The 13,040-nt window shown below is 69.6% G+C and carries 11 protein-coding genes and 2 pseudogenes; 7 read left to right on the top strand and 6 right to left on the bottom strand.

Going from position 1 to position 13,040, the window contains the following annotated elements:
* Window positions 1-3: 3 nt before the first annotated feature.
* Window positions 4-308: pseudogene (locus ACFPIH_RS41615) on the top strand (hypothetical protein); the annotation flags it as partial.
* Between the two features lie 111 nt (window positions 309-419).
* Entirely contained in the window at window positions 420-1,112 is a 693-nt protein-coding gene (locus ACFPIH_RS41610; protein ID WP_381183232.1) for a copper homeostasis protein CutC, read from the top strand.
* 52 nt (window positions 1,113-1,164) lie between these two features.
* On the opposite strand, the gene ACFPIH_RS41605 is transcribed toward ACFPIH_RS41610, so the two are convergent.
* Complete coding sequence (locus ACFPIH_RS41605; protein ID WP_381183108.1) at window positions 1,165-1,929, bottom strand: polysaccharide deacetylase family protein; 765 nt, start codon at window positions 1,927-1,929, stop codon at window positions 1,165-1,167.
* Between the two features lie 164 nt (window positions 1,930-2,093).
* Window positions 2,094-4,136, bottom strand: coding sequence for a HelD family protein (locus tag ACFPIH_RS41600; protein WP_381183106.1), 2,043 nt, complete (start codon window positions 4,134-4,136; stop codon window positions 2,094-2,096).
* Window positions 4,137-4,380: 244 nt separating this feature from the next.
* On the opposite strand from ACFPIH_RS41600, the gene ACFPIH_RS41595 reads away from it, so the two are divergent.
* Window positions 4,381-4,560, top strand: a complete 180-nt coding sequence (locus ACFPIH_RS41595; RefSeq protein WP_381183104.1) for a hypothetical protein — start codon at window positions 4,381-4,383, stop codon at window positions 4,558-4,560.
* Window positions 4,561-4,564: 4 nt separating this feature from the next.
* Here ACFPIH_RS41595 and ACFPIH_RS41590 read toward each other — a convergent pair whose 3' ends face one another.
* Complete coding sequence (locus tag ACFPIH_RS41590) at window positions 4,565-6,205, bottom strand: DNA repair helicase XPB (RefSeq protein WP_381183102.1); 1,641 nt, start codon at window positions 6,203-6,205, stop codon at window positions 4,565-4,567.
* A gap of 151 nt (window positions 6,206-6,356) precedes the next feature.
* On the opposite strand from ACFPIH_RS41590, the gene ACFPIH_RS41585 reads away from it, so the two are divergent.
* Window positions 6,357-6,920, top strand: a complete 564-nt coding sequence (locus ACFPIH_RS41585) for a recombinase family protein (protein ID WP_381183230.1) — start codon at window positions 6,357-6,359, stop codon at window positions 6,918-6,920.
* A gap of 149 nt (window positions 6,921-7,069) precedes the next feature.
* On the opposite strand, the gene ACFPIH_RS41580 is transcribed toward ACFPIH_RS41585, so the two are convergent.
* The 3 genes from ACFPIH_RS41580 to ACFPIH_RS41570 form a co-directional block, all read right to left on the bottom strand.
* Window positions 7,070-7,873 carry a phosphotransferase gene (locus tag ACFPIH_RS41580; protein ID WP_381183100.1) on the bottom strand — a complete coding sequence of 268 codons (804 nt, stop codon included), beginning with the start codon at window positions 7,871-7,873 and terminating at the stop codon, window positions 7,070-7,072.
* 15 nt (window positions 7,874-7,888) lie between these two features.
* Entirely contained in the window at window positions 7,889-8,779 is an 891-nt protein-coding gene (locus ACFPIH_RS41575) for a radical SAM/SPASM domain-containing protein (protein WP_381183098.1), read from the bottom strand.
* Window positions 8,780-9,136: 357 nt separating this feature from the next.
* Window positions 9,137-9,367 (bottom strand): hypothetical protein, encoded by a 231-nt coding sequence (locus ACFPIH_RS41570; RefSeq protein ID WP_381183096.1) that lies wholly within the window; start codon window positions 9,365-9,367, stop codon window positions 9,137-9,139.
* Between the two features lie 119 nt (window positions 9,368-9,486).
* Here ACFPIH_RS41570 and ACFPIH_RS41565 point away from each other — a divergent pair, with 119 nt between their 5' ends.
* From ACFPIH_RS41565 to ACFPIH_RS41555, 3 genes and pseudogenes are all read left to right on the top strand, one after another.
* A complete protein-coding gene (locus ACFPIH_RS41565) occupies window positions 9,487-10,230 on the top strand; it encodes an XRE family transcriptional regulator (RefSeq protein ID WP_381183094.1) in 744 nt (247 codons plus the stop codon).
* A 2-nt stretch (window positions 10,231-10,232) separates the two neighbouring features.
* Window positions 10,233-10,703 carry an NUDIX domain-containing protein gene (locus ACFPIH_RS41560; RefSeq protein ID WP_381183092.1) on the top strand — a complete coding sequence of 157 codons (471 nt, stop codon included), beginning with the start codon at window positions 10,233-10,235 and terminating at the stop codon, window positions 10,701-10,703.
* Window positions 10,704-11,342: 639 nt separating this feature from the next.
* A pseudogene (locus tag ACFPIH_RS41555) lies at window positions 11,343-12,974 on the top strand (nuclease/transposase family protein).
* The last annotated feature ends 66 nt before the right edge of the window (window positions 12,975-13,040 follow it).

Genomic DNA, 13,040 nt, shown 5'->3' with positions numbered 1-13,040 from the left:
GGCCCGGCCCCGAACGACCGGGACGTCGCCGAGCGCGCCGACTGGACGAACGCGCAGGTCGTCGACGAGCTGGAGCGCGGGATGACGCCGGCCGGGCCGGTGATCGCCGGGGCGGGCGGGGCGCTGGACGGGATCGCGCTGGGGGTGGGGGTCCCCCCACGCCTTTGAGGCAGTGGGGGAGGGCGCACGCCGGTGATGTGCGCGAGGCGCTCGGCGAGCCGGGCGCGGCACGAACGCCCGCGCGTTACATCGGCGACGCCCTCACGCTCGTACGGCTGTATGCGGGGCGTCCGACGGCGGGGGCGGCGGGGCAGGGCGTAGTCTTAAATTGGACTAGACCTGTCGGGCCCTCGGGCCCTAGACCTGTAGGGCCTTCGGGCCCGAGCCGCCGAGACTCAGACGAAGATGAATGGGGTCCCATGAGCAAGCGTGCAGTCCTGGAGGTGATCGCCCTCGACGTCGAGGACGCGGTCGCCGCCCAGGCCGGAGGCGCGGACCGCCTCGAGCTGGTCACCGACATGGCGGCCGACGGGCTCACCCCGTCGGCCCGGACCTTCGCCGGGATCAGCGCCGCCGTCGACATCTCGCTGCGCGTGATGCTGCGGCTGACGGACGGGTTCGCGGCCGGTGACCTGGACGGGCTGGTGCGGGCCGCCCGGGAGCTGCGGGCCGCCGGGGCCGAGGAGTTCGTGCTCGGGTTCCTCGACACCGGCGGCGGCGTCGATCTGCGCGCCGTGGAACGGGTGGTGGGGGAGCTGGACGGCTGCGCCTGGACCTTCCACCGGGCGATCGACCGGGCCGCGGACCGGGACGCGCTGCGCAAGCAGCTCGACGGGCTGCCCGGCCTGGACACCTACCTCACGGCGGGCTCGGCGGCAGGCGTCGACGAGGGACTGCCGACGCTGCTCGCCGAGGCGGCGCGGAGCGGGGAACCGGGCTACGAGCAGCAGCTCCTGGTGGGCGGCGGCCTGCGCCTCGACCACGTCCCGCGACTGCGCGCCGCCGGCCTGAACGCCTTCCACATCGGCGGCGCGGCCCGCCCGGAAGGCTGGACCACACCGGTCTCGACGGACGCGGTGGCACGGTGGCGGGCGGCGCTCGACGCGGGGTGAGTTCCCGTCCGCGGGGCGGGTCGCCCGGGCCGCCGCGCGGCGGGAGCGCTCGTCAGCGCACCGGGAAGCCGAAGGAGTAGCCCTGCTCCTTGAGCCGGGGGAGGATCCGGCGCAGGGCCTCGACGGTCTGGGAGCGGTCGCCGCCCGCGTCGTGGAAGAGGAGCGTCGGCCCGTTGGGCAGCTCCCGCTCGACGGTGGCGACGATGGCGTCCGCGCCCGGCCGCTCGAAGTCCTTGGTGTCCACGTTCCAGCCCAGCGGGCGCATGCCCCGGGAGGCGGCCAGCTTGCGGCTGTAGGGGGTGAAGGCCCCGCCGGGCGCCCGGTAGTACATCGGCCGTACGCCCCCGGACGCCTCGGTGATCATGCGTTCGGCGTCGAGTATCTGCTGCGACTGGTAGGCCTGGGACTTGGTGTCCATGGTGGTGTCGTGCGACACCGAGTGGTCGCACAGCCGGTGCCCGGCCGCGACCACCTTCTTCACGAGGTCCGGGTGCGCCTGCGCCTGCGTCCCCACCATGCAGAACGTGGCCTTCACCCCGTACTCCCGCAGCACGTCGAGCATCTGAGGGGTCCACACGGGGTCGGGGCCGTCGTCGATGGTGATGTTGACGCCGCGCGCCCCCTTGTCCGAGGCGTGCACGATGGTCACGTCCACCGGCTTGACGCTTGGCGTGGCCGACGCGGTCGCCCGGGGCGACGAGCCGCCCACGGCACCGGCCTGCGCGGTCCACACCGAGGCACCGGCGGCCAGCAGCGTCACCCCGAGCGCCGCCCCGACCAGCTTGCCGTACCAGCCCCGCCCGCTGTGCCGTGCCATGTCCGCCCCACTCTCCCGCAGTTGCTCGCCGAACCCTGGTCGTCTTCCGACCACATGGCAGGACGAGCAAAAGAGGCTGCGGGATGCGTCCGTTACCGATCAAGGACAATTCCGGGGGACTTCGCGGACAACCCGGCGAGCGGTGGCTGCGTCCGCCGCCGCGGTTACGCCAGCTGCTTCGGCAACGGCGCGGTGTGGGTGATGGTCAGGCCGGAGACCGCTCGGGTCAGGGAGACATAGAGGCGGCGCAGGCCGGTGCGTTCGTCGGGTTCGCCGTCCACCACCGCCTGCGGCTCGTCCAGGACGACGTAGTCGTACTCCAGGCCCTTGGCGAGCGACGCCGGGACCAGGGTGAGGCGGGTCTCGGCGGTGGTCTCCTCGCCGGGGGCCAGGTACGGGATGCCCGCCGCCGTCAGCGCCTCGGTCAGCTCCGGGACGCGGGCGTCGGCCGCGATCAGGCCCGTCGAGCCCTCGTGGCGCAGCAACTCCGCACAGGCGGCGACCACTTCGGTGGCGTCGGCGACCGGGCGCACGGCGAAGAAGCCCGGGTTGTCACGGATCGACGCGACCGGTGTGAGGCCCGGGGCGATGTGCGGAAGGAGACGGGAGGCGTACGTGATCACGTCCGTCGGGACGCGGAAACCGGCCGTCAGCTCCTCGACCACGCCGTCCGTCTTGCCCAGGTGGGCCAGCGCCTCGCCCCAACTCCGCGTCGCCCAAGGCGTGGTGCCCTGCGCCAGATCGCCGAGGACGGTCGCGGAACCGGTCGTGCAGCGGCGGCCGACGGCGCGGTACTGCATCGGGGAGAGATCCTGCGCCTCGTCGAGGACGACATGCCCGAGCGAGTGCGTGCGCTCCACGACGTCCCGTGTCTCGTCGATCAACACCGCGTCCGCAGCGGACCACTTGGCCGACTTCACGCTTCTGACCGGCTTCGCCCACAGGATCGTCTTGCGCTCCTCCTCGTCGAGGAGGCCCTCCGCGTGGACGGCGAGGAACTCCGCGTCCGTGAGCAGCCGCAGGACCAGCTTCGCCGGGTCGACGGCCGGCCAGATCGCCTTCACGGCCGCCTTCACCGCGGTGTTGCGTGCGACCGAGTCCTGCACCCGGTCGTCCGGCGCCTCCCCCGCCCGCTCCATCTGCACCAGCACGGCGTGCGAGATGCGCTGCGGCAGGGCGTCCCGGGCGGCGCCGTAGCGGATGTCCCGGTCGAGCAACTCCCGGACGATGGACTCGAGTTCGTACGCGGGTACGCGCCAGCGACGGGAGCCGCGCACGACGACCACCGGCTCGGTGGGCAGCACGACATGCGAGTAGACCGCCCTCCTCACCACCTCCGCCATCCTCGCGTCGCCCTTGACGACCGCCGCGGCGGCGTCGTCCGCGCCCGTCACCTCCACATGCCCCACGAGGTCGTCGACCGTCGCCTGTCGGACAGTCAACTCGCCCAGGGCCGGGAGAACTTGCTCGATGTAGTGCAGGAACGACCGGTTCGGCCCGATGACGAGCGTGCCGGTGCGCGCCAGCCGCTCGCGATGGGCGTACAGCAAATAGGCGACCCGGTGCAGACCCACGGCGGTCTTCCCGGTCCCCGGCCCGCCCTGCACACACACGGTCGCGCCCAGCTCGCCGCGGACGATCTCGTCCTGCTCCGGCTGGATGGTGGCGACGATGTCCCGCATCGGACCCACACGGGGCCGCTCGATCTCCCGCTGGAGCAGCTTGCTGGTGCGGGCGCTCTCCCCCGGGTCGGAGAGGTGCTCGTCCTCGTACGCGGTGAGGTCGCCGCCGGTGTAACCGAAGCGGCGCCGCAGCCCGACGTCCATCGGGTCCTTCTTCGACGCCCGGTAGAACGGCTGCGACACCGGCGCCCGCCAGTCGATCACCATCGGATCGCCCTCGCCGTCGTGCACATGCCGCCGCCCGATGTAGAACTGCTCCCCCTCGGCGCCCTCCGCCCGCTCCGCGCCGGGGGCGTGCAGGTAGTCGAGCCGGCCGAAGAACAGCGGGGTGTCGCTGAGGTCGGCCAGCGCCTTGACGCGCTCGTCGATCTGCCGGGCGAGCACCTCGGCGTTCACCCAGTTCGCGGTGACGTCACGGATGTCGAGCGACTCGACGTCCTCCCGCATGGCCCGCAGGGCGGCCCGGGAGGACAGCAGATGGGTGCGTTCGCGATCAAGGGGGTTGTCGTGGGCGTGCGTGGACAAGGGGGTGCCTCCGGGCTGCCTGCTGAAGGGTGGCTACGGCGATGCCGTCCGGTTTCCGTCCGGACGGCGGCACTCCGAGGGGGAGGCGGGCAAGAGCGGAGATTGTATGTGAGCGGGGGAAGAGACCGCGAACCGTTTTCCGCCCCCTAGGGGAGGCTCCACCCGCCGGGTGTACTCAAGTAGTACACAAGGTCGGGACCTGGGACCGATGCCCCCTTTACGCCCGTGGACGCACCATGGAGACATGAGTGCAGCGACCTTCACCCCGGCCCCCGGTCGCCCGTCCGGCGCGACCCCCCTGTCCGACGTCCACCGCCACCCCTTCGGCGACGCCCTGCGCGCGATCCGGGTCTTCGCGGGCGCCGCCTTCGACGTCGTCATACTCGGCGAGTACGGCGAGGAAGCCGGCGTCCGCCGTAAGTGACCGGTCAGCTCTCCGCGAGGAGTTCGTCCGCGTCCATGATCCGGTACGCGTACCCCTGTTCAGCAAGGAAGCGCTGGCGGTGGGCGGCGAAGTCCTGGTCGATGGTGTCCCGGGCGACGACCGAGTAGAAGTGCGCCTGATGGCCGTCGGACTTGGGCCGCAGCACCCGGCCGAGCCGCTGGGCCTCCTCCTGCCGGGAGCCGAAGGTGCCGGAGACCTGGATGGCGACCGTCGCCTCCGGAAGATCGATGGAGAAGTTGGCGACCTTCGACACGACCAGGACGCTGATCTCGCCCTCCCGGAAGGCGTCGAAGAGTTTCTCGCGCTGGGTGTTCGAGGTCTCGCCCTTGATCACGGGCGCGTTCAGATGCTCACCCAGTTCGTCGAGCTGGTCGATGTACTGGCCGATGACCAGGATCTGCTGGCCCGCGAAGCGGCGCACGATCGCCTCCGTGACCTTCCGCTTCGTCGCGGTCGTCGCACAGAAGCGGTACTTCTCCTCCGCCTCGGCGGTCGCGTACGCGAGCCGCTCGGAGTCGGTCAGGTTGACCCGTACCTCCACACAGTCCGCCGGCGCGATGTACCCCTGCGCCTCGATCTCCTTCCACGGCGCGTCGAACCGCTTGGGCCCGATGAGCGAGAACACGTCCGACTCCCGCCCGTCCTCCCGCACGAGCGTCGCCGTCAGCCCGAGCCGCCGCCGCGCCTGCAGATCGGCCGTGAACTTGAACACTGGCGCGGGCAGCAGATGCACCTCGTCGTAGACGATCAGACCCCAGTCCCGGGAGTCGAACAGCTCCAGGTGCGGGTAGACACCCTTCCGCTTCGTCGTCAGGACCTGGTACGTCGCGATCGTGACCGGCCGGATCTCCTTCCTCGTCCCGCTGTACTCACCGATCTCCTCCTCGGTCAGCGAGGTCCGCTTCACCAGCTCGTGCTTCCACTGCCGCGCCGAGACCGTGTTCGTCACGAGGATGAGCGTCGTCGACTTGGCCTGGGCCATGGAACCGGCCCCGACCAGCGTCTTCCCGGCCCCGCACGGGAGGACGACCACCCCGCTCCCGCCGTGCCAGAAGTTCTCCACCGCCTGCTTCTGGTACGGCCGCAGCGCCCAGCCGTCCTCGGCGAGCTCGATCGGATGCGCCTCGCCGTCGACATACCCCGCGAGATCCTCGGCCGGCCAGCCCAGCTTCAGCAGCGTCTGCTTGATCTGCCCGCGCTCGGAAGGGTGCACGAGGACCGTGTCCGGGTCGATCCGGGCGCCCACCAGCGGCGCGATCCGCTTGCTGCGCAGGATCTCCTCGAGAACCGGCCGGTCGGTGGTGGTCAGGACGAGCCCGTGGGTGGGGTGCTTGCTGAGCGTCAGCCGCCCGTAGCGGTCCATCGTCTCCGCGATGTCGACCAGCAGCGCGTGCGGCACCGGGTAGCGGCTGTACTTCACGAGCGCGTCCACGACCTGCTCGGCGTCATGGCCCGCCGCCCGCGCGTTCCACAGCCCCAGCGGCGTCACCCGGTAGGTGTGGATGTGCTCGGGCGCCCGCTCCAGTTCGGCGAACGGCGCGATGACCCGACGGCACTCGCCGGCCAGCTCGTGGTCCACTTCGAGGAGCAGGGTCTTGTCGGACTGGACGATTAGGCAGGACACGCATACCTCCGCGTATAGGGATTGTCACAGTGACAGACACCACACCTGCCACGGCTCGGGCCATGCCCCGTGCCCGCCGCCGGAGGGGCGTACCGGCCGACGCGCCGGGGATGCGCGCCGCTATCTATGGTCGCCTATCGCGTGAAACGGCCTGCAATGCATCCTGACCAGGCTCGCCGAGCTGGACGTACGTGATCGTGTTCTTCAAGATCGACCGGCTCGCACGCTCGACGGGTCGACTTCGCGGAGATCATGCGACTCGCCGGGCACCAGACCCGTCGCGCTCGCGTCGGCGACGGAGCCCCTCGACCTTACGTCCGCCATGGGCCGGGCCATGGCGAAGGTGATCGCCGTCTTTGGCGAGCTGGAGTCCGACACCAACAGTATGCGGGTGTCCAGCGCGCACGAGCACCTGCGCCGTGAGGGCCGCTACACCGGCGGCCGGGTTCCGTACGGGTACATGGTCGTCCCCAACCCGAACAGGGCGGGCAGGATTCTCCCGGTCAACGAGGACGAGGCCAAGACGATCAGGAGGAACGTGGCAGGTTCTCGCCAAGAGTTCGTTTATACAGATCATCAACGTGCCCGCCTGCCTCGCCCGCTGCCTCACCTTCCACCTGCCCGACACTGGCCCTGGAGCGAGGACTTCAGCCAGCTGTTCCGCGCAGTGCACGCACCACATGTGGAAAAGGTGGGCAGACAGGGCCCTTTCTGACTCGCCAACGTAGGAGATGGGTTGCAGCAGCACCCGAATCAAGGCATGCCAACTGCCCCGGTACCATCGGCACCGGGGTTCTGATCAGGGCTTTCGTGACTGGACCACCCGGAATGCTGTCCAGGCTGAGGGTGGTCCGGTCTTGTGCGCTACTCCGCGGTGACCCCTCTGTGTTCGGCCCACGCCTGGCATGCGTCGACCATGGCCTTCAACCAGTCCAAGTCGGGCTTCCGGTCGACAGCGGCCCGGTACATCCGCAGGTTGGCGGCAGCGAAGGCATCGACCGCCTGCGGGGCCGCTTCACGCCATGCGGGCAACCGCTCTGCCCACTTCTCGGCACTGCCCGGGGTGTGCTCGGCCGCAACGAGCTGGAGCACCAGGAGGGCAGGATCGATGAACCCCGCGCCCCGGGTCGGCCACGCCCAATCCACGGCCCACACTCGCCGCTTCACCACGATGAAGTTGCTCGGATTGATGTCCGTGTAGAGAAGCGAGTCACCCCGGAACAGCTCGGCCTCCGAGCTGGCCGAGGCGAACCGGTCCCATCGCGTCTCGGTCCAGTCCTGGGCGATCTGGGGGAGGGGCAGCCGACCGATCTCGCCGATCGCGTCGACCACCAGGGCAAGGTCAGGCGAGTCCGGCGCGAAGTCGGACGACCGGCCGTCGACCACTTCGAAGCCCAGAACCAACCAGTCTTCGCCATCCACATCCCACAGCAGAGGCGGTGAGATATGCCCGAGGTAGGCGTTGATCCGCCTCTCCCTGATGAGGGACTCCCGCCGACCGCCCGACCGGTTGCGCATCGCCTTGACGAAGAAGGGGCCCTTGGCGCAGTCGACCACGGCCGTCAGATCAGAGCTGTAGCCGCGCTCGGTCCGGCGGATCGCGGCCACGGAGCCCGTGTGCTCCTCGATCAAGGGGAGGATCGCGGATTCGGGAAGATCGGTGTCCATGTTTCCGTGGTCCGTTCAGTTCCTCGGGGTGCACTCACTTCCGGGTGTCCCCGGAGAGCATTCGTCGTCGGTATCGGGGGTACAGGAGCGAGCGTCGTCGTTGTCCGGGCCGCAGGGGCTGTCCGGGCCGCAGTTGCGGGAGCCGCCGACGTTGCGCCCCGCTCGAATCGTCGCGTTGGCCTGTGCGATCTCGGGGCCGCTGAGGATAGCGCCCAGGGGCGCGTCCTGGACGTTTCCCACGCTCAGCCACGTGGAGAACACGCACGGGGACACCGAGCCGTTCGGACCGATCGACGCGCGCCCGTCCCCGCATCGCCCGCAGAGTCCGTCCGTGCAGGGCTCCTGTCCGTTCGCCCCGCGCCCGAAGGGCCGGACGTGATCGACGCGAACGTTTCGCACGCCCAGGGCCGCGAGCTCCCGCTTGATCTCCTCTCCGGTGTCGGACGGATCGGAGACGATCACGGACACTCGGAGCGGGATGTTTTCCGTCACCGCTTTCACGATGTTCGCTCGGGTGCGGGCGTGACTGTTCCGCCCGGTAAACGCGTTGTGCGCGTCCTCCTGGCCGTAGTACGACGTGGCCAGGCTGACGTGCTCCCGCCGGAGCAGGCTCCACCAGTTCTCGTTCAGGTGGACCATGTTGCTGTACACCTCGACCGCTAGGCCGAGCTCCAGCGCGTGCGCGATCAGGGTTGGCGCGTCGGGGTGCATGGTTACCTCACCCCCGGTGAACTGCACTAGGGGGACGCCGGCCTCGCCGGCTTCGTCGAGTACGCGCGTCCAATCCGCGGTGGTCATCGAGCCGTGCGTTCCGTCCGGGCCGGACTCGTTGTGGCAGTGGCCACAGGCGAGCTGACACTTCCGGGTGAGGTCCAGCCACACAAGACCGGGCGTGCCCGTCTCCACGGTGATCGGCGCCTCTGCGACGACAGTCATGTGCTTCCCTCTCGTTCGTCGTTTCCGATTCGAGGTGTTGCGTATTGCGCCCCGCTCCGGGCGGAGCATGCGCGGTCTGACCGCCAAGAGCGGGAATTCAACGGACGGGCCACTGCCCCCAGTCAGGGAATGGCTTGGACCTCGTCCGTCCGACACAGGAGGCGTTGCGGAAGGCCGGCCCCGAACGGGGACGGGGAGGCCCAGGCTTTGGCACCCCGTTCGGGGCGGCCGGTCTACTGACTGATACCGAGGGCCATGCCGATCACGAGGCCAGGCGACCCGCTGATCACGACGATGAACAGCCTTTGTACCGGCCGAGGGCGCGCATCACAGACCATCCCTGCTGTTGGCGTTCTTGATGGCCAGGTGGACGCTCAGTTCCTCACGAGCTGTCGGCGCCACCACGTTGTGCGGCCGGGCGTCCCACTCGACGCCGCCACTGATGGGCCTTATCTGCACCCGGGCGCCGACCTCGCCCATGACGACGCCGATACGCCCATTGGCCATGTCCTTCGCCAGTTCACCGATGCCTGGTCTGGTCTGCTGATTGCTCGCCATACGCACGAGCATCCTGCCGCTCATCAGGACGTCGGAACCTCCGACAAACCCCACTTCGGGACGTCCCGCGTCGGGTAGAACGTCCCTAGTGCCGTCCCCGAATGTTGGGAGAGATTGGGATGCCGAACGAGAGGCTACGTGCTGCCATGGCGGCCGGCGGCTGGACGTACGCCGCCTTCGCGGACAAGGTCGAAGTCGATCAAAAGTCCGTCGAACGATGGGTCAATTTGGGGCGTACACCGCGCCGTGCTACGGCCATGGTGGCAGCGGAAACGCTAGGAGAAGACGTGCACGCTCTATGGCCCGTGCTACGGCAGGCACGCCCTGCCCGCGCTGTCAGTCCGGAACTTGTAGCTCTCTACGACCAGCGGGCGGACATCCCCGTCTCCACCTTCGTGGACATGCTCGCCCAGGCGCACGAGCACATCGACGTGTTGGTGTATGCCGCCGTCTTCCTGCACGAGGCGTACCCGCGGCTCAACGACCTGCTGCGAGAGCGAGCTGCCGACGGGTGCGCGGTCCGTGTCGCGATCGGCGATCCGGACAGCCTGAATGTCCAACAGCGCGGCACGGAGGAGAAGTTCGGCCACGGGATCGAGTCCCGCTGCCGACTTGCCCTCATGCACTATCGCCCACTTGCCGGGGTATCCGGCATCGAGGTGCGGACCCACGCGACCACGCTCTACAACTCGATCTATCGTGCGGACGACCAGGCGTTGGTCAATGCCCACGTCTGGGGCGTGAACGCCTACGGTGCTCCCGTGTGGCATCTTCGGCGCAGCGGAGACGGCGGCATGTTCGACACCTACGCCAGCAGCTTCGACGCGGTGTGGGAGACCGCCACGCCGGTAACAGAAGGGTGACCATGGCACGGACCGAGTACTACGACGACCCGGCGGCACCGGAGCCGAACAGCTTGGTGGTCGCCGCGTCCGCCGTGGTTACCGACGACGAAGGTCGCGTGCTCCTTCAGCGCCGCCGGGACAATGATCTCTGGGCGCTTCCCGGTGGTGGCATGGAGATGGCCGACTCACTCCCGGGAACGGCTGTGCGCGAGGTGAAGGAGGAAACGGGTCTGGACGTAGAGATCACTGGGCTTGTGGGCACGTACACCGACCCTCGCCACGTCATCGCCTACTCGGACGGCGAGGTGCGCAGACAGTTCAACGTCTGCTTCACCGTCCGCATGGTCGGCGGCCGACTCGCGATCTCGGACGAGTCCACAGAGCTTCGGTTCGTCCAGCCGGAAGAGATCGATCAACTACCGATGCACCACACACAGCGGCTCCGGATCCGTCACTTCCTGGAGCACCGTGATCGGCCCTATCTCGGCTGACTCGAGCTCACTCACGGGCCAGCAGCCCGACGTGAGATGACGAGGGAGGCGAGGCGCGCCTTACGAAACCTGTGGCACCGAGGGAGGGAGGCCGCCCGCGCCGTTTCGGAGCCTCTCTGCCCCTTGCCCTGCGGGCACGCGGGCCTGCACGGCGTCCTGGTGGGGCCCGCCAGAATCGGGCCGGTCACGCCGTTGTGGGCGCCAGTCCTTGCGGCGAAGCCCTGTTGAGTTTGACGGCACCTCTGACGGCAACGACGGCACATAGCCCCACGCGATCGCTGACTTGGACCATCAGACCGAGAGGCCGCTGGCACTCCTCACGGGGTAGCGCCCGATCCTAGGGATCAGAAGGTTGAAGGCTCGAACGCTGCCAACCGCGTGGTCATTCTGAGACTGGCGGTGCCCCCTGGAAGGCGTGCCGGGGCCCACTGCTGTCCGTCGCCTTGGATCGATGGCCGGATTCCCGGCTCGCAGTCAGGCCGGGAGTATGGGTGGTCGGTGTCGTGTCGCGTGCCTCGGCCGTAGGGTCGGTTTTTGGTGGGGAACTGACGTTCTTGCGTCGAAAGCGTGACCTTTCTGGGGGGTGCTCGTTTCCCACGGTGACAGGATCTTGGGGTGGGGCCGGGCGGGGGTGACGGGGTGGGTGAGCTGAGGAGCATCGCGGCGCCGTTCGTCGCGTGCGGTCCGTCCGGTGTGGCCGTGCGGACCCGTCTCAAGCAGCTGACGCCGGGCGAGGAGAAGGTGCTGCGTCTGGTGGGCGCGCATCTGGGGTCGCTGGCCTCGAAGGACCTCAAGGCCCGGTGCCGGGACGGCCTGGAGCATTCCGGTGAGGCGTGGGCGGTGCGCAAGCGGGAGCTGACGCCGCTGTCGTCGTCGCGGTGGGCGGGCAGTATCACCAGGGCCACGCACGATCAGTGGGCGCTGGCCCGCCGTGGCCAGTCGGCGCACATCCAGCACCTGGAAGCCGGCATCCGCACCATCGAGGACCGGCTGTCCCAACCGGTGGGGCGGAAGGGGACCCGTAAAGCGCCCGGGGGCTACCGGTCGCGGCGGGAGTGGCATGCGAAGTCGCGGCGGCTGCGGGTGCTTCAGGACCGACTGGCTGCCGCGTGGGCCGACCGTGAGGCCGGCATGGTGCACGTCGTGCGGGGCGGGAAGCGGCTGGCTCGCGCCCGCCACCACCTGGACGCCGCCCAGCTCACGAAGTCCGCGTGGCGTGGGCAGTGGGAGGCGGAGCGCTGGTTCTGCCAGGCCGACGGCGAGTCCGGCAAGCGCTACGGCAACGAGACCATCCGTATCAGCCCGGACGGGGTGGTGAGCCTCAAGCTCCCGGCCCCGCTCGCGTATCTGGCGAACGCCCCGCACGGCCGCTACGTCCTCGCGAGCAGGGTCGTGTTCGCGCACCGGGGCGGCGAGTGGGCGGACCGGGTCGCAGCCAACCGGGCGGTTGCCTACCGCATCCACTACGACACCGGCCGGGACCGCTGGTACCTGACCGCCTCCTGGCAGATCCCGCCCACCCCCGCCCTCCCCATCGCGGCCGCGCTCACCCACGGCGTGATCGGGGTCGACATGAACGCCGACCACCTGGCTGCCTGGCGCCTCGACAGCCACGGCAATCCGACCGGCAGCCCGCGCCGCTTCTTCTACGACCTGACCGGCACCGCCCAGCACCGTGACGCCCAGGTACGCCACGCCCTCACCCGGCTGCTGCACTGGACCCGAACGTGCGGTGTGAAGGCGGTCGCGGTGGAGGACCTGGACTTCGGTGCGGAGAAGACCCGGGAGAAGCACGGCCGCAGGAAACGCTTCCGGCAGGTCATTTCCGGCATGCCGACCGGGAAGCTTCGCGCCCGGCTCGCCTCGATGGCGGACCAGACGGGTATCGCGGTCATCGCCGTCGACCCGGCCTACACCAGCCGCTGGGGCGCCCAGCACTGGCGGAAGCCCCTGACCAGCACGGTTCGCAAGACCACTCGCCACGATGCTGCTGCCGTGGCGATCGGAAGGCGCGCCCAGGGACACCCGATCCGGCGACGGACGACACCGCCCCCACAGCACCGGAGTGATGCGGTGGGGCATCGGACCGTCCAGGCCGGACCAGGCGTTCCCGAGCGTGAGGGAACCCGCCCCCGCATCCCCGGACCACGGACACGATCTGTGCCGCCCGGACGCGGAGCGAAAGCGGGCAACCAGAACGCCCAACACCGTCCGGGGCGTTCGGCCGAGCACGAGACCTGGCAACAGGACTCACTCCCGCTCAGCCTCTAGGAACGGTCAAACGTCCAGTGTGCCGCATCCCGCAGGCAACCCCGAGCCCGTCTCGGATGTCTTGTC

Source organism: Streptomyces vulcanius, from assembly GCF_042653945.1.
Classification (GTDB): Bacteria; Actinomycetota; Actinomycetes; order Streptomycetales; family Streptomycetaceae; genus Streptomyces; species Streptomyces mangrovi.
Note: the sequence above shows the minus strand (reverse complement) of the source record. Positions and strands in the feature narration are given on the sequence as shown.

Bases quoted from the DNA above. Each gene is read 5' to 3' on its own strand.
- ACFPIH_RS41610 (WP_381183232.1), top strand. From the start codon at position 420: ATGAGCAAGCGTGCAGTCCTGGAGGTGATCGCCCTCGACGTCGAGGAC.
- ACFPIH_RS41605 (WP_381183108.1), bottom strand. From the start codon at position 1,929: ATGGCACGGCACAGCGGGCGGGGCTGGTACGGCAAGCTGGTCGGGGCG.
- ACFPIH_RS41595 (WP_381183104.1), top strand. From the start codon at position 4,381: ATGAGTGCAGCGACCTTCACCCCGGCCCCCGGTCGCCCGTCCGGCGCG.
- ACFPIH_RS41580 (WP_381183100.1), bottom strand. From the start codon at position 7,873: ATGGACACCGATCTTCCCGAATCCGCGATCCTCCCCTTGATCGAGGAG.
- ACFPIH_RS41570 (WP_381183096.1), bottom strand. From the start codon at position 9,367: ATGGCGAGCAATCAGCAGACCAGACCAGGCATCGGTGAACTGGCGAAG.
- ACFPIH_RS41565 (WP_381183094.1), top strand. From the start codon at position 9,487: ATGCCGAACGAGAGGCTACGTGCTGCCATGGCGGCCGGCGGCTGGACG.
- ACFPIH_RS41560 (WP_381183092.1), top strand. From the start codon at position 10,233: ATGGCACGGACCGAGTACTACGACGACCCGGCGGCACCGGAGCCGAAC.